Source organism: Streptomyces sp. NPDC002809 (assembly GCF_040295435.1).
Taxonomy (GTDB): Bacteria; Actinomycetota; Actinomycetes; order Streptomycetales; family Streptomycetaceae; genus Streptomyces.
On the sequence record NZ_JBEOVJ010000002.1, the window covers coordinates 1 to 19828 of the forward strand.

Consider the following 19828-nt stretch of genomic DNA (forward strand, 5'->3'; position numbering starts at 1 on the left):
CTACATCCGGGACCCGGCCCCACCCGACCGCGGGCCGGTCGTCATCCCCTCGGGGGTGTTCAAGCCACTCCCCCTTTCCGTCGCGTTCGCGCCCGACGGCGTCGACGGCCACGACTACGCGCAGCGCGCCGTCGAGGCGGGCGCGGCAGTCGTCCTGGCCGCCCGCCCCGTCGGCGTGCCCGCGATCGTCGTCGACGACGTGGTGGCGGCGCTCGGTGCGCTCGCCCGCGCCGTCGTCGGCCGCCTCGGTACCACCGTCGTCGCCCTCACCGGCTCCGCCGGCAAGACCTCGACCAAGGACCTGATCGCCCAGCTCCTGGAGCGCAAGGGTCCCACCGTCTTCCCGGCGGGCAACCTCAACAACGAGATCGGTCTGCCGCTCACCGCACTGCGCGCCACCGAGGAGACCCAGCACCTGGTCCTCGAAATGGGTGCCCGCTACATCGGCGACATCTGCTACCTCACCGGGCTCGTCCCGCCGCGCATCGGCCTCGTCCTCAACGTCGGCACCGCGCACATCGGTGAGTTCGGCGGCCGGGAGCAGATCGCCAAGGCCAAGGGCGAGATGGTCGAGTCCCTCCCCGAGGACGGCCTCGCCGTGCTCAACGCCGACGACCCGCTCGTCCGCGCCATGACCTCCCGGACCAAGGCCCGCGTGCTGCTCTTCGGCGAAGCCGCGGATGCGGACGTACGGGGCGAGAACGTTCATCTCACCGAGGACGGCCGCCCCTCGTTCAGGCTCCACACACCCACCGGGTGCAGTGATGTGACCATGCGCCTGTACGGTGAGCATCACGTGTCGAACGCGCTCGCCGCGGCCGCCGTCGCCCATGAGCTGGGCCTGTCCGCAGACGAGATCGCCGTGGCGCTCTCCGAGGCGGGCACCCTCTCCCGCTGGCGCATGGAGGTCACCGAGCGTCCGGACGGCGTGACGTTCGTCAATGACGCCTACAACGCCAACCCCGAATCCATGAAGGCCGCGCTGCGCGCGCTGGCCGCCATGGGGAAGGGGCGTCGTACGTGGGCAGTGCTCGGCCAGATGGCCGAGCTCGGCGACGCCTCGCTCACCGAGCACGACGCGGTCGGACGGCTTGTCGTCCGGCTCAACGTCAGCAAGCTCGTCGCGGTCGGGGGCAGAGAAGCCTCCTGGCTGCAACTGGGCGCATACAACGAGGGTTCGTGGGGTGAGGAGTCGGTGCATGTGTCCGACGCACAGGCTGCCGTCGACCTGTTGCGCAGTGAACTGCGCCCGGGAGACGTCGTGCTGGTGAAGGCGTCCCGGTCGGTCGGCCTGGAGCAGGTCGTTACGGCACTGCTGGAGAACGCGACCGAGGGCGAGGTCGCCGGCCGATGAGGCAGATCCTCTTCGCGGGGGCCATCGGGCTCTTCCTGACCCTGGTCGGTACCCCGCTGCTGATCAAGCTGCTGGCCCGCAAGGGATACGGGCAGTTCATCCGGGACGACGGCCCGCGCAGCCACGGATCGAAGAAGGGCACGCCCACCATGGGCGGCATCGCCTTCATCCTGGCGACGATCATCGCGTACGTCCTGGCGAAGGTCATCACCGGCGAGGACATGCGCTTCTCCGGCGTACTGGTCCTCTTCCTGATGGCCGGCATGGGACTCGTCGGCTTCCTCGACGACTACATCAAGATCGTCAAGCAGCGCTCGCTGGGCCTGCGTGCCAAGGCCAAGATGGCCGGTCAGCTGATCGTCGGCGTCGCCTTCGCGGTGCTCTCGCTCCAGTTCGCCGACGCCCGGGGCAACACCCCCGCCTCCACCAGGCTCTCGTTCGTCGAGGACTTCGGCTGGTCGATCGGCCCGGTGCTGTTCGTGCTCTGGGCGCTCTTCATGATTCTCGCCATGTCCAACGGCGTGAACCTGACGGACGGTCTGGACGGCCTCGCCACCGGCGCGTCGGTGATGGTCTTCGGCGCGTACACCTTCATCGGGCTCTGGCAGTTCCAGGAGTCCTGCGCCAACGCGGCCACCCTGACCAACCCCAGTGCCTGTTTCGAGGTACGAGATCCACTCGACCTCGCGGTCGTGGCCTCCGCGCTCATGGGCTCCTGCTTCGGCTTCCTGTGGTGGAACACCTCGCCCGCCAAGATCTTCATGGGTGACACCGGTTCGCTGGCCCTCGGCGGCGCGCTCGCCGGTCTGGCGATCTGCTCCCGCACCGAGTTCCTGATGGCGGTGCTCGGCGGCCTCTTCGTGATGATCACGATGTCCGTCGTCATCCAGGTCGGTTCGTTCAAGATGACCGGCAAGCGCGTCTTCCGCATGGCACCGCTCCAGCACCACTTCGAACTCAAGGGGTGGTCCGAAGTCCTTGTCGTGGTCCGCTTCTGGATCATCCAGGGCATGTGCGTGATCGTCGGCCTCGGCCTCTTCTACGCAGGATGGGCAGCCAAGAAGTGAGCAACGTGGACTGGCAGGGCAAGCACGTCACGGTCGCCGGACTCGGGGTCTCCGGGATCCCGGCGGCCCGGGTGCTGCACGGCCTCGGCGCCGTCGTCACCGTGGTCAACGACGGTGACGACGAGCACTCCCGCGGCCAGGCCGCGGAGCTGGAGGCGCAGGGCATCACCGTGCGCCTCGGCGACGGGGCCACCCTGCCCGAGTCCACCGAACTCATCGTCACCACCCCGGGCTGGAAGCCCGACAAGCCGCTCTTCGCCGCAGCCGCCGAGGCGGGCGTCCCGGTCTGGGGCGACGTCGAACTCGCCTGGCGGCTGCGCGGACCCGGCGCCGCGCCCTGGCTCGCGGTCACCGGTACCAACGGCAAGACCACGACCGTGCGGATGCTCGCCTCGATCCTGGAGGCCGCGGGGCTGCGCACCGCCGCCGTCGGCAACATCGGCGTCTCGCTCCTGGACGCCGTCCTCGGCGAGGAGACGTACGACGTACTGGCCGTCGAGCTCTCCAGCTACCAGCTGCACTGGTCGCCCTCGCTGCGCGCCCACTCCGCGGCCGTCCTCAACCTGGCCCCCGACCACCTCGACTGGCACGGCTCCATGGCGGCGTACGTCGCCGACAAGGGCCGGATCTACGAGGGCAACACCGTCGCCTGCGTCTACAACGTGGCGGACGGCGCCACCGAGGACCTGGTGCGCGAGGCGGACGTCGAGGAGGGCTGCCGGGCGATCGGCTTCACCCTCGGCACCCCGGGACCTTCCCAGCTCGGGGTCGTCGACGGCATCCTCGTCGACCGCGCCTTCGTGACGAACAGGCAGAAGCAGGCCCAGGAGCTCGCCGAGGTCGCGGACGTCAACCCGCCCGCCCCGCACAACATCGCCAACGCCCTCGCAGCCGCGGCGCTGGCCCGCGCCTTCGGCGTGGAGCCCGCCGCGGTGCGCGACGGGCTGCGGGCCTTCCGCCCCGACCCGCACCGCATCGAACACGTCGCGGACGTCGCCGGGGTCACGTACATCGACGACTCCAAGGCCACCAACACCCACGCCGCCGAGGCGTCCCTCGCGGCCTACGACCCGATCGTCTGGATCGCCGGGGGACTGGCCAAGGGTGCCGCCTTCGACGAGCTGGTGACCGGGTGCGCGAAGCGCCTGCGGGGCGTCGTGCTGATGGGCGCCGACCGGGCCCTGATCCGCGAAGCGCTCGCGCGACACGCGCCCGAGGTCCCGGTGACCGACCTCGACCGGACCGACACTGGGGCGATGTCCGAGGCGGTCCGCGCGGCGGCACGGCTCGCCCGGCCGGGAGACACCGTACTGATGGCTCCGGCCTGCGCTTCGATGGACATGTTCGTCAATTACAACAAGCGGGGCGAGGCCTTCGCGGACGCCGTCCGCGCACTCGCAGCCGAGAGCGCCTGACGGGCCCGGCCTCCGCGCCGTACCGTCCCGGAGCATCCGGGTACGTACGGCCTGTGCCGTGGGCCCGGGCCCACGGCACCGAAGCCCCGGGCACGAGCAGTGGAGGGGACAGGGACCATGCCGGCCGAAGAGAGCTCTGCCGCACGCCGCGGGGACCGCTCACGGGCGACCTCGGCGATCAGCCGGGTGCTCCGTCCGCCCCTCCTCGCGGCCGGGGGTGCACCGCTCCCAGCCGGCCTCGCCCTGCGCGTCCGGCCCGCCGCCGGCGCCCGGCGGCCCCCTGTGGCGCGCTCCAGGACCTCCGGCGGCCCCCGTTCCCCGCGGGGCGGCGGAGCGCGACGGCTGTACGAACAGGCACGCCGGGCGTGGGACCGCCCGCTGACCGCGTACTACCTGATCCTGGGCGCCGGGCTGCTCATCACCGTGCTCGGTCTCGTGATGGTCTACTCCGCATCGATGATCAAGGCACTGGAGCTCGGCAAGCCGGGCACGTACTTCTTCCGCAAGCAGTTCCTCGCCGCCGTCATCGGGGCCGGGCTGATGGCGGCCGCCGCTCGGATGCCCGTGAAGCTCCACCGGGCCCTGGCCTACCCGCTGCTCATGGGCGCCGTCTTCCTGATGGTGCTGGTCCAGGTCCCCGGGATAGGGATGTCGGTCAACGGCAACCGGAACTGGCTCTACCTGGGCGGTCCCTTCCAGCTCCAGCCCAGTGAGTTCGGCAAGCTGGCCCTCGTCCTGTGGGGAGCCGACCTGCTCTCCCGCAAGCAGGACAAACGGCTGCTGAACCAGTGGAAGCACATGCTCGTGCCGCTGGTCCCGGTCGCCTTCATGCTGCTCGGGCTGATCATGCTCGGCGGTGACATGGGCACTGCGATCATTCTCACGGCCATCCTGTTCGGACTGCTCTGGCTGGCCGGAGCGCCGACCCGGCTGTTCGCCGGAGTGCTCGCCTCCGCAGGCCTGATCGCCTTCCTGCTGATCAAGACCAGTCCGAACCGGATGTCCCGGCTCGACTGCATGGGGGCCAGCGAACCCGGCCCCGGGGGCTCGTGCTGGCAGGCCGTGCACGGCATCTACGCTCTGGCGTCCGGCGGATGGTTCGGATCCGGGCTCGGTGCAAGTGTGGAAAAATGGGGCCAACTCCCTGAACCGCACACCGACTTCATCTTCGCCATCACCGGGGAGGAACTGGGGTTGGCGGGGACGCTGTCGGTACTCGCCCTCTTCGCGGCTCTAGGCTATGCGGGTATCCGCGTGGCCGGACGCACGGAGGACCCCTTCGTGAGGTACGCAGCGGGAGGTGTGACCACCTGGATCACGGCTCAGGCCGTGATCAACATCGGTGCGGTGCTCGGCCTGCTGCCGATCGCCGGTGTCCCGCTCCCGCTGTTCTCCTACGGGGGGTCGGCCCTGCTGCCGACCATGTTCGCTGTCGGGCTGCTGATCGCGTTCGCGCGAGCGGATCCCGCAGCGAAGGCTGCCCTGGCCATGCGGAGGCCCGGGGTGAGATGGAAGACGATGAGACGGCGCGTCAAGAAGCGTCCGTCCGGAGAGCGGTGAATTTCGGTGCATGTCGTACTCGCCGGTGGGGGGACCGCCGGCCACATCGAGCCCGCGCTTGCCCTCGCGGACGCACTGCGGAGGCAGGACCCGAGCGTGGGAATCACCGCTCTCGGCACGGAGCGCGGACTCGAGACCAGGCTCGTACCCGAGCGGGGGTATGAACTCGCCCTGATCCCGGCCGTACCGCTGCCGCGCAAGCCCACCCCCGAGCTCATCACCGTCCCGGGCAGGCTGCGCGGCACCATCAAGGCCGCCGAGCAGATCCTGGAGCGGACCAGGGCTGACTGCGTGGTCGGCTTCGGCGGCTACGTCGCGCTGCCCGGCTATCTCGCCGCCAAGCGCGCCGGAGTGCCGATCGTGGTGCACGAGGCCAACGCCCGGCCGGGCCTGGCCAACAAGATCGGTTCGCGGTACGCGCACGGGGTCGCCGTCTCCACCCCCGACAGCAAGCTGCGCGGTGCCCGCTACATCGGCATCCCGCTGCGCCGCACCATCGCCACCCTGGACCGGGCCCGGGTCCGCCCGGAGGCGCGTGCCGCCTTCGGCCTCGACCCCAACCTGCCGACGCTGCTGGTCTCCGGCGGCTCGCAGGGCGCCCGCCACCTCAACGAGGTGGTCCAGCGGGTCGCGCCGCTGCTCCAGCGCTCCGGGATCCAGATCCTGCACGTGGTCGGCCCGAAGAACGAAATGCCGCGCATCGACAACATGCCCGGGATGCCGCCCTACATCCCGGTACCGTACGTGGACCGGATGGATCTCGCGTACGCCGCGGCCGACATGATGCTCTGCCGCGCGGGCGCGATGACCGTCGCCGAACTCTCCGCCGTCGGGCTGCCCGCCGCCTATGTCCCGTTGCCGATCGGCAACGGCGAACAGCGGCTCAACGCCCAGCCGGTGGTCAACGCCGGCGGCGGCCTGCTGGTGGACGACGCGGCGCTCACCCCCGAGTGGGTGCAGGGCAACGTCCTCCCGGTGCTGTCGGATCCGCACCGGCTGTACGAAATGTCCCGCGCCGCCGCCGAGTTCGGCCGCCGGGACGCCGACGACCTGCTGGTCGGCATGGTGTACGAGGCGATCGCCGCACGCCGAGGCGCGTGAGGCGGACGGGTCCGGGGGCGGCGCCCCCGGACCCGGCATAAGGAGCGAGCGTGGCCGGACCGACGACCGCCCAGCGCGGTGCAGGGCAGCAGAGGGACACCCGGGGCGACCCGACGCGCCCACGCGCGGAGGGCCGCCGGATGTCCAGGCGCACGCTCCTGATCGTGATCGGCGCGGCCGTGCTGCTGCTCGGCTCCGGAGCCGTCTGGGCGCTCTACGGTTCCTCCTGGCTCCGTACCGAACAGGTCCGGATCACCGGTGTCGACGTACTGACACCGGCCGAGGTGGAGGCCGCGGCGGCGGTGCCGATGGGTGCCCCGCTGATCTCCGTCGACACGGACGCGGTCGCCGAGAGGTTGCGCCAGAAGTTGCCTCGTATCGACTCAGTGGATGTCGTACGGTCATGGCCGCACGGCATCGGACTTAAAGTGACCGAACGACAGCCGGTCCTGTTGGTGAAAAAGGGCGCAAAGTTCATTGAAGTGGACGCCGAAGGCGTGCGCTTCGCCACGGTGGACAAGGCTCCCGGGCGTGTACCTCTGCTGGAACTGACCCCTGGTCAGTCCGCGAGCCTGCGCCGATTCGGCAGTGACCGGCTGGTGCGGGAAGCAGTCCGGGTCGCGGGCGATCTTCCGGACGGAGTCGTCAAGGACACCCAGGTCGTGCGGGTCATCTCGTACGATTCGGTTTCCCTGGGGCTCACCGGGGGCCGGACGGTGATCTGGGGGAGCAGTGAAGAGGGTGTGGTGAAGGCGAAAGTCCTCACCGCCCTCATGAAAGCCGCTCCCAAAGCGGGACACTTCGACGTGAGTGCACCCACCGCTCCGGCGGTGTCGGGTAGTTGACGCACATTTGGCCTGGCCAGCACCCTGGTTGGTCAGCGCTACGGGTGATCACATAGGGTGAAAAGAAAAACGGGAGGTTCGGCGTGTTCGTTGAACGTGCGCCACTTGTCGACTTAGTGTCCTGTTCGGAAGAGTCCATGAAGCAGACACACTGGTAACCCTAAACTTCAACGTTAGGGTTTGGGTCGGCGTTCGGACCGTCCCAATCGGCATCCGTCGTCGCGGCGGGACTACCGCCAAGCGACGACACGTAACTCGAGGCGAGAGGCCTTCGACGTGGCAGCACCGCAGAACTACCTCGCAGTCATCAAGGTCATCGGTGTCGGCGGCGGTGGTGTCAATGCCATCAACCGAATGATCGAGGTCGGTCTCAAGGGCGTCGAGTTCATCGCGATCAACACGGATGCGCAAGCCCTGTTGATGAGCGACGCCGACGTCAAGCTCGACGTCGGCCGTGAACTCACCCGTGGCCTCGGCGCCGGGGCGAACCCGGCCGTCGGTCGTAAGGCGGCAGAGGACCACCGTGAAGAGATCGAGGAGGTCCTCAAGGGGGCCGACATGGTCTTCGTCACCGCAGGAGAGGGCGGGGGCACCGGCACCGGTGGCGCACCCGTCGTCGCCAATATCGCGCGCTCGCTCGGCGCCCTGACGATCGGTGTGGTCACCCGGCCGTTCACCTTTGAGGGCCGGCGTCGTGCGAACCAGGCGGAGGACGGCATCGCCGAACTCCGCGAAGAGGTCGACACCCTCATCGTCATTCCCAACGACCGACTGCTGTCCATCTCGGACCGCCAGGTCAGCGTGCTCGACGCGTTCAAGTCGGCTGACCAGGTGCTGCTCTCGGGCGTCCAGGGCATCACCGACCTCATCACCACCCCGGGTCTGATCAACCTCGACTTCGCCGACGTCAAGTCGGTCATGTCCGAGGCCGGATCGGCGCTCATGGGCATCGGATCCGCCCGCGGCGACGACCGTGCGGTGGCCGCGGCGGAGATGGCGATCTCCTCGCCGCTCCTCGAGGCGTCCATCGACGGCGCCCGCGGTGTCCTGCTCTCCATCTCCGGCGGCAGCGACCTCGGTCTCTTCGAGATCAACGAGGCCGCCCAGCTGGTGAGCGAGGCGGCTCACCCGGAGGCGAACATCATCTTCGGTGCGGTCATCGACGACGCACTGGGCGACGAGGTGCGGGTCACCGTGATCGCGGCGGGCTTCGACGGCGGACAGCCGCCGGCCCGGCGGGAGAACGTCCTGGGTGCGAGCTCCACCAAGCGCGAGGAGCCGGCTCCGCCGGTCCGGGCCGCCGAGCCCGTGCGCCAGTCGAGCGGGCTGGGTTCCGTGCCCCCGCGCGAGGAGCCGCCGGTCCAGGCCGAGCCGGTTCCGGTGGCCCATGAGAGCCACCTGCCGCCGGTCGTCCCGCCGGCGCGTCCCTACCAGGACTCCCAGGCCGAAGAGCTGGACGTTCCGGACTTCTTGAAGTGATAGGTCCGCACCACTCATCGAGCCATGAGGATTCTGACTCTTCGGACGGCGGCGCTCACTTCTCCTTCACCGACAGGTGGGGCGGGGTGAGCGCCGCTCCGTACGCGGAGCTCAACCTCGGCGGTGCGGTCGGCGACGACCCCGCCGCCGTTCTCGCCAATCGGGCGCGGGCGGCACAGGCCCGGGGGCTCGATCCGGCGCAGGTCGTCTGGATGAACCAGGTGCACGGCCGGGATGTCGCCGTGGTCGACGCCCCCTGGGGCGAGGCCCGGGAGATCCCCGCCGTGGACGCGGTGGTCACCGCTCGACGCGGCCTCCCGCTCGCCGTCCTCACCGCCGACTGCACCCCCGTACTGCTCGCCGACCCGGTCGCCGGGATCGTCGCAGCAGCACACGCGGGCCGCCCCGGGCTGGTTGCCGGAGTCGTGCCCGCCGCGGTGGGGGTCATGGTCGAACTCGGCGCGGACCCCTCCCGGATCATCGCCCGCACCGGGCCGGCCGTCTGCGGCCGGTGCTACGAGGTGCCGGCCGGAATGCGGGACGAGGTCGCGGCGGTCGTCCCCGCTTCGTGGTCCGAGACCAGCTGGGGCACTCCGGCGGTGGATGTCACCGCCGGGGTCCACGCGCAGCTGGCGGACCTCGGGGTCACCGACCGGCGGATGTCGCCCGTCTGCACCCTCGAATCGGGCGATCACTTCTCGTACCGACGCGACCGCACCACCGGGCGGCTCGCCGGATATGTCTGGTTGGACTGATAGGGCATGACGGACCGTAAGCAACAACTCGCCGCAAATCTGGCACAGGTGGAGGAACGCATTGCTTCCGCCTGTGCCGCAGCCGGTCGCAATCGGGAAGAGGTGACCCTCATCGTGGTCACCAAGACCTACCCCGCGAGCGATGTGCGGATTCTGCATGAACTCGGTGTGCGTCATGTCGCGGAGAATCGTGACCAGGATGCAGCTCCGAAATCCACCGAATGTGCGGATCTGTCCCTCACGTGGCACTTTGTCGGTCAATTGCAGACGAACAAGGTCCGATCCGTGGCAAGTTATGCCGATGTCGTGCAGTCGGTGGATCGTACGAAGCTCGTGACCGCGCTCTCCGGTGCGGCCGGCCGGGGCGGACGCGAACTCGGATGTCTCATCCAGGTCGCGCTCGACGCGGAGAGCGGTGCGCGCGGTGAGCGTGGCGGTGTCGCGCCCGACGGGATCGAGGAGTTGGCCGACGCGGTCGCGTCCGCGCCCGGGCTCCGGCTGGACGGTCTGATGACCGTCGCGCCGCTCGCCGGGCCGTTCGCCGGAAGGCAACGTGCCGCGTTCGACCGGCTGATGGAATTCTCATCCCGGCTGCGCGGGAACCATCCGGCTGCGAACATGGTCTCTGCAGGGATGAGTGCGGACCTCGAGGACGCGGTTGCGGCCGGAGCGACACATGTGCGCGTCGGTACTGCGGTACTCGGAGTCCGACCCGGGCTCGGGTAACGTCGCCAAGCAAGTCGGACCACAGCAGAAAATATGGTCATTACCGCCCTCGGCGGGCAGGCCACAGTGGATCGCGGGCACTTGGTGACAGATGCCGATCCACCACAGAGCGGAGGACTCAGAGCATGGCCGGCGCGATGCGCAAGATGGCGGTCTACCTCGGCCTCGTGGAGGACGATGGGTACGACGGTCCGGGGTTCGACCCCGACGACGAATTCGAACCCGAGCCGGAGCCCGAGCGCGACCGGCGCCGGCACCAGCCCGCGCATCAGGTGGAGCGGGAGCGGGACGAACCGGTACGAGTGGTACAGCCTCCGGCGCAGCGGGAGCCGGTTCAGATTCCGGCGGAGCGAGAGCGACCCGCCCGAATCGCCCCCGTGGCATCCATCACACCTGAACGCCCGAACATGGAGAAGAACGCACCGGTGATCATGCCCAAGGTCGTGTCCGAGCGGGAGCCGTACCGCATCACCACGCTGCACCCCAGGACCTACAACGAGGCCCGTACCATCGGGGAACACTTCCGTGAGGGCACTCCGGTGATCATGAATCTCACGGAGATGGACGATACGGACGCGAAGCGACTTGTCGACTTTGCCGCGGGACTCGTCTTCGGTCTCCATGGCAGCATTGAACGAGTGACGCAGAAGGTGTTCCTGTTGTCGCCTGCTAACGTCGATGTCACGGCGGAGGACAAGGCCCGCATCGCAGAGGGCGGATTCTTCAACCAGAGCTGAGAACACGACACCGGGAACAACCCGGCCGCAAGGCCGGAGCTACGAGAGCCAGGGGAGAGGGAAGCGCGAGGATGGGCGTCGCACAAAGTGTTGTCTACATCGCGTTGATGTGTTTCCTCATCGTGCTGATCTTCAGGCTGGTCATGGACTACGTCTTCCAGTTCGCGCGTTCATGGCAGCCGGGCAAGCCGATGGTGGTCGTCCTTGAGGCCACTTACACGGTCACCGATCCACCGCTGAAGCTCCTGCGGCGGTTCATTCCGCCGCTGCGTCTCGGGGGCGTGGCACTCGACCTGTCCTTCTTCGTTCTGATGATCATCGTTTCCATCTTGATCACCCTCGTGACCAAGCTGTGAGCGATACGGTCCTGCCGACTGCCGACGACTACGTAGAGGTGAAGAAGAGATGCCGCTGACCCCCGAGGACGTGCGGAACAAGCAGTTCACGACGGTCCGCCTCCGAGAAGGCTATGACGAGGACGAGGTCGATGCCTTCCTCGACGAGGTCGAGTCCGAGCTGACCCGCCTGCTCCGTGAGAACGAGGACCTGCGCGCCAAGCTGGCCGCCGCCACGCGTGCCGCCGCGCAGAACCAGCAGCAGCAAGGTATGCGCAAGCCGGAGCCGCAGGACCGTCCCGGCGCACCTGTGCCCGCCGCCATATCTGGTCCGCCGGTCCAGCAGCAGCAGCCCCCGCAGATGGGTCCCCCCCAGCTGCCCGGTGGTGCTCCTCAGCTGCCGGCCGGTCCCAGTGGCCACGGCCCCCAGGGTCCGCACGGTCCCGGTCCGCAGGGCCCCAACGGCCCCGGCCCGATGCAGGGCGGTCCCATGGGTGGACCGATGGGTGGCCCCATGGGTGGCCACAACCCGCAGCAGCAGCAGATGCAGCAGATGCAGCAGATGCAGCAGCAGCAGCCGCCGCAGATGCAGCAGCAGGGTCCCGGTGGCGACAGCGCCGCCCGTGTCCTCTCCCTGGCGCAGCAGACCGCGGACCAGGCGATCGCGGAGGCCCGTTCCGAGGCCAACAAGATCGTCGGCGAGGCGCGCAGCCGTGCCGAGGGCCTGGAGCGCGACGCGCGAGCCAAGGCGGACGCCCTGGAGCGGGACGCGCAGGAGAAGCACCGCGTGGCGATGGGCTCGCTGGAGTCGGCCCGCGCGACGCTGGAGCGCAAGGTCGAGGACCTGCGTGGCTTCGAGCGCGAGTACCGGACCCGTCTGAAGTCCTACCTGGAGAGCCAGCTGCGTCAGCTGGAGACCCAGGCCGACGACTCGCTGGCTCCGCCGCGGACCCCTGCGGCCGCTTCGCTGCCGCCGTCGCCCTCGCTGGCTCCGGCCGGTGCCGGTGCCATGGGTCACACCATGGGCGGCAACCACGGCGGTCACGGCAACCAGCAGATGGGCGGCAACCCGTCCATGGGCGGTGGGCCCTCCTACGGCGGCCAGCAGCAGATGTCGCCGGCGATGACCCAGCCGATGGCACCGGTACGGCCGCAGGCGCCGCAGCCGATGCAGCAGGCGCCTTCGCCGATGCGCGGGTTCCTGATCGACGAGGACGACAACTGAGCGGTTCGCGCTCGCTGAGCGCGTAGCCGTCGGCAGGCTGAGGGCCGGGCCCCGGGGATCCCCGGGGCCCGGCCCTTTGGCATGGGCGGGTGCCGGTGCCGGTGCGGCTGGGGGCTGTGGAGGCTGCTGCGTGGGGCGTTTTTCCCTGCTTGCCTGCCTGCCCCGCCTGTCTTGCCCCGCCCCGCCCCGCTCCGTCCCGCCCACTTCGTCCCGAACCCGGGGCTCCGCCCCGCGGCCCCGCGCCTCGAACGCCGGCGAGGCTGAATCCCGGAGCCCCCGGCTGAGGGAAGGGGCGAGCAGGGGGAACAGCAAAGGGCCCGGCCGTGTCCGGCCGGGCCCTCATGTGCTGCGGGCTACCGCTCCGTCTTGCGGAGGCGGAACGTCAGGGCCAGGCCCTCGTCCTCGAAGGGATCCCCGTAGGACGCGTCCGCCTCGCCCTGCGCGTAGTCCAGGGCCAGGACCTCGTCCGAGATGAGCGATGCGTGCTCGGTCAGGGCCTCGGCCGTCGCGGCCGACGTGGAGGTCCAGCGGACGGCGATGCGGTCCGCCACGTCCAGGCCGCTGTTCTTGCGTGCCTCCTGGATCAGCCGGATCGCGTCACGGGCCAGGCCCGCACGCCGCAGCTCCGGGGTGATCTCCAGGTCCAGGGCGACCGTGGCGCCGGAGTCGGACGCGACGGACCAGCCCTCGCGCGGGGTCTCCGTGATGATGACCTCGTCGGGGGCCAGGGTGACCTGCTCCCCGTCGACCTCGACCGACGCCGTGCCTTCGCGCAGGGCCAGCGAGAGCGCCGCCGCGTCCGCGTTCGCCACGGCCTTCGCGACCGCCTGGACGCCCTTGCCGAACCGCTTGCCCAGGGCCCGGAAGTTCGCCTTCGCCGTCGTGTCGACCAGGGAGCCCCCGACCTCGGACAGGGAGGCCAGCGAGGAGACGTTCAGTTCCTCCGTGATCTGGCCGTGCAGCTCGGGGGAGAGGGTCTCGAAGCCCGAGGCCGCGACCAGGGCACGCGACAGCGGCTGGCGGGTCTTGACGCCCGACTCGGCACGCGTGGCGCGTCCCAGCTCGACCAGGCGGCGAACCAGGGCCATCTGTGTGGAGAGGCCCGGGTCGATCGCCGACAGGTCCGCCTGCGGCCAGGTGGAGAGGTGCACCGAGGCGGGGGCGTCCGGCGTGACCGGCGTGACGAGGTCCTGCCAGACCCGCTCGGTGATGAACGGGGTCAGCGGGGCCATCAGCCGGGTGACCGTCTCGACGACGTCGTGCAGGGTGCGCAGCGCCGCCTTGTCGCCCTGCCAGAAGCGCCGGCGGGAGCGGCGCACGTACCAGTTGGACAGGTCGTCGACGAACGCGGACAGCAGCTTGCCGGCGCGCTGGGTGTCGTACCCCTCCAGCGCCTTGGTGACCTGGTCCACCAGGGCGTTCAGTTCGCTGAGCAGCCAGCGGTCCAGGACCGTGCGGTCGGCCGGTGCGGGGTCGGCGGCCGAGGGCGCCCAGTCCGACGTACGGGCGTACAGCGCCTGGAAGGCGACCGTGTTCCAGTACGTGAGGAGCGTCTTGCGGACGACTTCCTGGATCGTGCCGTGCCCGACGCGGCGCGCCGCCCACGGGGAACCGCCCGCCGCCATGAACCAGCGGACCGCGTCGGCGCCGTGCTGGTCCATGAGCGGGATCGGTTCGAGCGTGTTGCCCAGGTGCTTGGACATCTTCCGGCCGTCCTCGGCGAGGATGTGGCCCAGGCACACGACGTTCTCGTAACTGGACTTGTCGAAGACCAGGGTGCCGACCGCCATCAGCGTGTAGAACCACCCGCGCGTCTGGTCGATGGCCTCCGAGATGAACTGTGCCGGGTAGCGGCTCTCGAAGATCTCCTTGTTCTTGTACGGGTAGCCCCACTGCGCGAACGGCATCGAACCCGAGTCGTACCAGGCGTCGATGACCTCGGGGACGCGGTACGCCTCCAGCTGGCAGTTCTCGTGCGAGCAGGTGAACGTGATCTCGTCGATGAACGGCCGGTGCGGGTCCAGGCCGGAGAGATCGGTGCCGGTGAGCTCGGTCAGCTCGGCACGCGAGCCGACGCAGGTGAGGTGGTCGTCCTCGCAGCGCCAGATCGGCAGCGGGGTGCCCCAGTAGCGGTTCCGGGACAGGGCCCAGTCGACGTTGTTGTTCAGCCAGTCTCCGAAACGGCCGTTCTTGACCGAGTCGGGGAACCAGTTGGTCTTCTCGTTCTCCGCGAGGAGCCGGTCCTTGACCGCGGTCGTGCGGATGTACCAGGACGGCTGCGCGTAGTAGAGCAGCGCCGTGTGGCAGCGCCAGCAGTGCGGATAGCTGTGCTCGTACGGGACGTGCCGGAAGAGCTTGCCGCGGGCGGCCAGGTCCTCGGTGAGCGCCTCGTCGGCCTTCTTGAAGAAGACGCCGCCGACGAGCGGCACGTCCTGTTCGAAGGTGCCGTCGGGGCGGACCGGGTTCACGACCGGAAGGCCGTAGGCCTTGCAGACCAGGAGGTCGTCGGCGCCGAAGGCGGGGGACTGGTGGACCAGACCCGTACCGTCCTCGGTCGTCACGTACTCGGCGTTGACGACGTAGTGGGCCTCGGCGGGGAAGTCGACCAGCGCGAACGGGCGCTCGTAGGTCCAGCGCTCCATCTCGCGGCCGGTGAAGGAGTCGCCGGTCAGTTCCCAGCCCTCGCCCAGCGCCTTCTCGACGAGGGGGCGGGCGACGACCAGCTTCTCCTCGCCGTTCGTCGCGACGACGTACTCGACCTCGGGGTGCGCGGCGACGGCCGTGTTGGAGACCAGGGTCCAGGGGGTCGTCGTCCAGACCAGGAGGGCCGCCTCGCCGGCCAGCGGGCCGGACGTCAGCGGGAAGCGCACGAAGACCGAGGGGTCGACGACCGTCTCGTACCCCTGGGCCAGCTCGTGGTCGGAGAGGCCGGTGCCGCAGCGCGGGCACCAGGGGGCGACGCGGTGGTCCTGGGTGAGCAGACCCTTGTTGAAGATCTCCTTCAGCGACCACCACACGGACTCGACGTACTCGGGGTCCATCGTGCGGTACGCGTCGTCGAGGTCGACCCAGTAGCCCATCCGGGTGGTGAGCTCGGTGAACGCGTCGGTGTGCCGGGTGACGGACTCGCGGCACTTGGCGTTGAACTCGGCGATGCCGTACGCCTCGATGTCCTTCTTGCCGTTGAAGCCCAGCTCCTTCTCGACCGCGAGCTCCACGGGCAGACCGTGACAGTCCCAGCCGGCCTTCCGGCCGACGTGGTAGCCCTGCATGGTGCGGAAGCGCGGGAAGACGTCCTTGAAGACGCGGGCCTCGATGTGGTGGGCGCCCGGCATGCCGTTGGCGGTGGGCGGGCCCTCGTAGAAGACCCACTCGGGGCGGCCCTCGGACTGTTCGAGGCTCCGGTCGAAGACCTTGTTCTCGCGCCAGAAGTCGAGCACGGCGTGCTCCAGCGCGGGCAGGTCGACCTGGGCGGGTACCTGGCGGTACTGCGGCGATGTCATGTGCGGGCTTCCTCCGGCGGACGTGTTCCACTTCCGTCGGAGGGACGAGAACCGATGCCCGGATCCCGCGGTACCACCCTCCTTGGCCCCGGGCGTGCCGCCCGTGGCCCCCTCATTGGGGTGCGATGCCGGTTCTACTCGCCCTGCGCCCGTGGGCGGAGCCCACTTCCCAGGACTTTCTTCCGGCGGCTCCGGGGTGATCTTCGCGGCGCGCTCGCCCCCGGGCTTCCACCGTCCCCGGGTCGCTCTGGGCTGCGTACGACGCTACTCGTCCCATCCATGCCTCTCGCTGAGGCCAGTGTACGGGCCCCGGGGTGCGGCGGCCGACCGGTTTTCCGGCGGCCCCGGCGTGACCCGAATGGCCAGACGGGCGCAACGGGTCCCGGGGCTGCCCGGCGAGCGGCCGGAAGGCGGATTACCGGGCGGGGAGCTGGGCACAACGGTTTCAGGCGCGCGGTGATCCGGACACGGGGAGGGGCGATGCGGCGGCGTGCCCCGTTGCCGCGGGGCTGGGGTCGACTTATCGTCCCAGCACGACTCGCGAGCAAGATCACAATGCGTGAAGGGGCCGCGGCCATGGTGGCGAAGAAGACCGCCGCAGAGAAGACGGCGTCAGCGACATCCACGGGCGCGGTGGCCGGGGAGACGACGGAAGGGACCGGCCGGGAGAGCACTTCGGACGCGGATACGCACAGCGCACCGGAGACCGGGCCGGAGCAGGCCGCCGCGCAGACCACCGCGGCGAAGAAGGCCACGAAGAAGACCGCCAGGAAGGCGGCGAAGAAGACTGCCGAGAAGGCTGTGAGGAAAGCCGTGAAGAAGGCTGCCGAGAAGGCGGCCACCGGACCGGCTGCCGGGAAGACCGCGACCGGGAAGGCGGCGGCGAAGAAGACCGCGGCGAAGAGGACCACGGCCGACAAGGCTTCGAAGACGGCCGCCGAGGCGGCCACGGGGGCGGCCGAGGCCGCCGAGCAGACGGGAGCCCACACGGTGGTAGCCAAGAAGAGCGCGGCCAGGACCCGGACGGCAGGCCGGAGCGCGGCACCCGTGCCCCCGGCCCGTGCGGCAGCGACAGCCCCGGGGGAGCTGGCCGTACGGCCGGGAGAGGACCCCTGGACGCCGGAGGAGGTCGCGGCGGCCCGTACCGAGCTGACCGGCGAGATCACGCGGCTGCGCAACGAGCTGGAGGCGTCGGGCCTGGCGCTGGCCGGGCTGATGCGGGACTCCGGCGACGGGGCGGGTGACGACGAGGCGGACACCGGCACCAAGAACATCACCCGCGAGCACGAGATGTCGCTCGCAGCCAACGCCCAGGAGATGCTGGAGCAGACCGAAAGGGCACTGGCCCGGCTCGACGCGGGCACGTACGGACTCTGCGAGATCTGCGGCAATCCGATCGGCAAGGCGCGGATGCAGGCCTTCCCCCGGGCCACCCTCTGCGTCGAGGACAAACAGAAGCAGGAACGACGCGGCTGATCCCCGCCGGTGTGTCGTACCCTCGTCCTCAGTCGGGAACTAGGTTGAGGGACTCACGTGGCAGAGGCGGAGCGCATCATCGGTACGCCGGACATCCCCGAGGCTGAGGGACACGAAGGAGCCGAGCCGGAGCAGACGGCAGGCAGCGGGTCCCCGGAGGCCGTCGAGCCGGACGGGCAGGACGCGGATTCTGCGGCGGCGGATGCGGCGGTCGACCGGTCGCCGGCCACGCGCCGGCGCCGGATCATCCTGCTCTTCTGCGTGGCCGTGCTCGCCTACCTGCTGGACCTCGGCAGCAAGATGCTCGTGGTGGCGAAGCTGGAGCACCAGGAACCGATCGAGATCTTCGGCGACTGGCTCAAGTTCGACGCGATCCGCAACGCGGGCGCCGCGTTCGGATTCGGCGAGGCCTTCACGATCATCTTCACGATCATCGCGGCGACCGTCATCGTGGTGATCGCCCGGCTCGCGCGCAAGCTGTACAGCCTGCCGTGGGCGATCGCGCTCGGTCTGCTGCTCGGCGGTGCGCTCGGCAACCTCACCGACCGCATCTTCCGCGCGCCCGGTGTCTTCGAGGGCGCGGTGGTGGACTTCATCGCCCCCGCGCACTTCGCCGTCTTCAACCTGGCGGACTCCGCCATCGTCTGCGGCGGCATCCTGATCGTGCTGCTCTCCTTCAAGGGCCTGGACCCCGACGGCACCGTGCACAAGGACTAGGACGCGCAAGGCATACTCGACAGGTGAGTACGCATCCCGAGATCCGAACCCTGCCCGTACCCGATGGCCTGGAAGGCGAGCGCGTCGACGCCGCCATCTCCCGCATGTTCGGCTTCTCCCGGACCAAGGCCGCAGAGCTGGCCGCCGCCGGGAAGGTGCAGGTGGACGGTTCGGTGGTCGGTAAGTCCGAGCGGGTGCGGGGCGGCGCCTGGCTGGAAGTGGAGATGCCGCAGGCTCCCGCCCCGGTCCAGATCGTCGCCGAACCCGTCGAGGGCATGGAGATCGTCCACGACGACGACGACATCGTCGTGATCATGAAGCCGGTCGGCGTCGCCGCGCACCCGAGCCCCGGCTGGACCGGCACCACCGTCATCGGCGGCCTCGCCGCGGCCGGGTACCGGATCTCGACCTCGGGCGCCGCCGAGCGCCAGGGCATCGTGCACCGGCTCGACGTGGGCACCTCCGGGCTGATGGTCGTCGCCAAGTCCGAGCGGGCCTACACCCTGCTGAAGGCCCAGTTCCGGGACCGGATCGTCGACAAGAAGTACCACGCGCTGGTCCAGGGCCACCCGGACCCGATGAGCGGCACCATCGACGCCCCCATCGGCCGCCACCCCACCCACGACTACAAGTGGGCCGTCGTCGCCGAGGGCAAGCCCTCGGTGACGCACTACGACCTGATCGAGGCGTACCGCGCCGCCAGCCTCCTGGACATCAAGCTGGAGACGGGCCGCACGCACCAGATCCGGGTGCACATGTCCGCCCACCGCCACCCCTGCGTCGGCGACCTGACCTACGGCGCCGACCCGACCATGGCCAAGCGGCTGGGCCTGACCCGGCAGTGGCTCCACGCGGTCCGGCTCGGCTTCGAGCACCCGTCGGACGGCAGCTGGGTGGAGTTCTCCAGCACCTACCCGGACGACCTCCAGCAGGCCCTCGACCGGATCGCGGCAGAGAGCGAATGACCGGCTACACCACCCGCACGGTCACCGACGAGGAGGACCGCGCCGCCTGCTTCCGGATCCGCAGGGACGTCTTCGTCGGCGAGCAGAACGTGCCCGAGGAGATCGAGTACGACGCCTACGACGCGGACGCGGTGCACGTCATCGCCGTCGCAGCGGACGGCACGGCGCTCGGCACCGGACGGCTGCTGCACGGCCCGGCCGTGGCGGCGAAGACCGGCGGCGATCCCACCGTCGGTTCGCTCGGCCGGCTCGCCGTGACCAAGGGGGCCCGCGGCCTCGGGGTCGGAGCGGCCCTGGTACGGGCCATCGAGGACGCCGCCCGCGAACGCGGCCTGTCGGCCGTCGACCTGCACGCCCAGACGCATGCCCTCGGCTTCTACGAGCGGCTCGGATACGCCGCCTACGGCCCCGAGTTCCCGGACGCGGGCATTCCGCACCGGGCGATGCGCCGGGCCGTGGAGGCGTAGGCCTCCCGTCCGGATCAGGCCGACGCCACGGGGTCCACGGCGGGGGCGTTGGCCGGTTCGCAGGGCCCGCATGGCAGGGTTGAACCCGAGGCCGGCCGGTC

General features: G+C 70.0%; 17 protein-coding genes. 16 read left to right on the top strand and 1 reads right to left on the bottom strand.

From position 1 onward, the window contains the following. The first annotated feature begins 4 nt into the window (after positions 1 to 4). The 12 genes from ABT025_RS01325 to ABT025_RS01380 all read left to right on the top strand — a co-directional run bounded on the left by ABT025_RS01325 (position 5) and on the right by ABT025_RS01380 (position 12599). Positions 5 to 1354, top strand: coding sequence for a UDP-N-acetylmuramoyl-tripeptide--D-alanyl-D-alanine ligase (locus ABT025_RS01325; protein WP_350988918.1), 1350 nt, complete (start codon positions 5 to 7; stop codon positions 1352 to 1354). Then, positions 1351 to 2421, top strand: a complete 1071-nt coding sequence (gene mraY, locus ABT025_RS01330) for a phospho-N-acetylmuramoyl-pentapeptide-transferase (RefSeq protein ID WP_350988506.1) — start codon at positions 1351 to 1353, stop codon at positions 2419 to 2421. The genes ABT025_RS01325 and mraY overlap by 4 nt, the downstream gene beginning before the upstream one ends. Next, the gene (gene murD / locus ABT025_RS01335; protein WP_350988508.1) at positions 2403 to 3836 is read left to right on the top strand and encodes a UDP-N-acetylmuramoyl-L-alanine--D-glutamate ligase; all 1434 of its coding nucleotides are present in this window, start codon (positions 2403 to 2405) and stop codon (positions 3834 to 3836) included. The genes mraY and murD overlap by 19 nt, the downstream gene beginning before the upstream one ends. 117 nt (positions 3837 to 3953) lie before the next feature. After that, complete coding sequence (ftsW, locus tag ABT025_RS01340) at positions 3954 to 5396, top strand: putative lipid II flippase FtsW (RefSeq protein WP_350988510.1); 1443 nt, start codon at positions 3954 to 3956, stop codon at positions 5394 to 5396. Positions 5397 to 5402: 6 nt separating this feature from the next. Continuing rightward, positions 5403 to 6497, top strand: coding sequence for an undecaprenyldiphospho-muramoylpentapeptide beta-N-acetylglucosaminyltransferase (murG, locus tag ABT025_RS01345; RefSeq protein ID WP_350988512.1), 1095 nt, complete (start codon positions 5403 to 5405; stop codon positions 6495 to 6497). A gap of 50 nt (positions 6498 to 6547) precedes the next feature. Further along, positions 6548 to 7342: a cell division protein FtsQ/DivIB gene (locus ABT025_RS01350; protein ID WP_350988514.1), complete on the top strand. Its 795-nt coding sequence runs from the start codon at positions 6548 to 6550 to the stop codon at positions 7340 to 7342. A gap of 276 nt (positions 7343 to 7618) precedes the next feature. After that, positions 7619 to 8821, top strand: coding sequence for a cell division protein FtsZ (gene ftsZ, locus ABT025_RS01355; protein WP_350988516.1), 1203 nt, complete (start codon positions 7619 to 7621; stop codon positions 8819 to 8821). Next, positions 8818 to 9576: a peptidoglycan editing factor PgeF gene (gene pgeF, locus ABT025_RS01360; protein WP_350988518.1), complete on the top strand. Its 759-nt coding sequence runs from the start codon at positions 8818 to 8820 to the stop codon at positions 9574 to 9576. The genes ftsZ and pgeF overlap by 4 nt, the downstream gene beginning before the upstream one ends. 6 nt (positions 9577 to 9582) lie before the next feature. Beyond that, a complete protein-coding gene (locus ABT025_RS01365; RefSeq protein ID WP_350988520.1) occupies positions 9583 to 10302 on the top strand; it encodes a YggS family pyridoxal phosphate-dependent enzyme in 720 nt (239 codons plus the stop codon). A gap of 125 nt (positions 10303 to 10427) precedes the next feature. Continuing rightward, on the top strand, positions 10428 to 11039 hold the full coding sequence (locus tag ABT025_RS01370; protein ID WP_136328319.1) for a cell division protein SepF: 612 nt from the start codon (positions 10428 to 10430) through the stop codon (positions 11037 to 11039). A gap of 71 nt (positions 11040 to 11110) precedes the next feature. Next, complete coding sequence (locus tag ABT025_RS01375; protein WP_326735704.1) at positions 11111 to 11395, top strand: YggT family protein; 285 nt, start codon at positions 11111 to 11113, stop codon at positions 11393 to 11395. Between the two features lie 49 nt (positions 11396 to 11444). After that, positions 11445 to 12599 carry a DivIVA domain-containing protein gene (locus ABT025_RS01380; protein WP_350988523.1) on the top strand — a complete coding sequence of 385 codons (1155 nt, stop codon included), beginning with the start codon at positions 11445 to 11447 and terminating at the stop codon, positions 12597 to 12599. Between the two features lie 353 nt (positions 12600 to 12952). Here the strand turns inward: ABT025_RS01380 and ileS are convergent, their stop codons facing one another. Next, positions 12953 to 16102, bottom strand: a complete 3150-nt coding sequence (ileS, locus tag ABT025_RS01385; protein WP_350988525.1) for an isoleucine--tRNA ligase — start codon at positions 16100 to 16102, stop codon at positions 12953 to 12955. Positions 16103 to 16678: 576 nt separating this feature from the next. Between ileS and ABT025_RS01390 the strand changes: the two genes are divergently transcribed. Genes ABT025_RS01390 through ABT025_RS01405 form a run of 4 tightly spaced genes read left to right on the top strand, consistent with a single transcriptional unit; the run spans position 16679 to position 19727 of the window. After that, positions 16679 to 17578: a TraR/DksA family transcriptional regulator gene (locus tag ABT025_RS01390; protein WP_350988527.1), complete on the top strand. Its 900-nt coding sequence runs from the start codon at positions 16679 to 16681 to the stop codon at positions 17576 to 17578. A 57-nt stretch (positions 17579 to 17635) separates the two neighbouring features. Further along, positions 17636 to 18295 carry a signal peptidase II gene (lspA, locus tag ABT025_RS01395; RefSeq protein WP_350988529.1) on the top strand — a complete coding sequence of 220 codons (660 nt, stop codon included), beginning with the start codon at positions 17636 to 17638 and terminating at the stop codon, positions 18293 to 18295. Positions 18296 to 18318: 23 nt separating this feature from the next. Next, positions 18319 to 19260, top strand: coding sequence for an RluA family pseudouridine synthase (locus ABT025_RS01400; RefSeq protein WP_350988531.1), 942 nt, complete (start codon positions 18319 to 18321; stop codon positions 19258 to 19260). Beyond that, complete coding sequence (locus ABT025_RS01405) at positions 19257 to 19727, top strand: GNAT family N-acetyltransferase (protein WP_350988533.1); 471 nt, start codon at positions 19257 to 19259, stop codon at positions 19725 to 19727. Before ABT025_RS01400 ends, ABT025_RS01405 begins: the two co-directional genes overlap by 4 nt. Positions 19728 to 19828 lie beyond the last annotated feature (101 nt).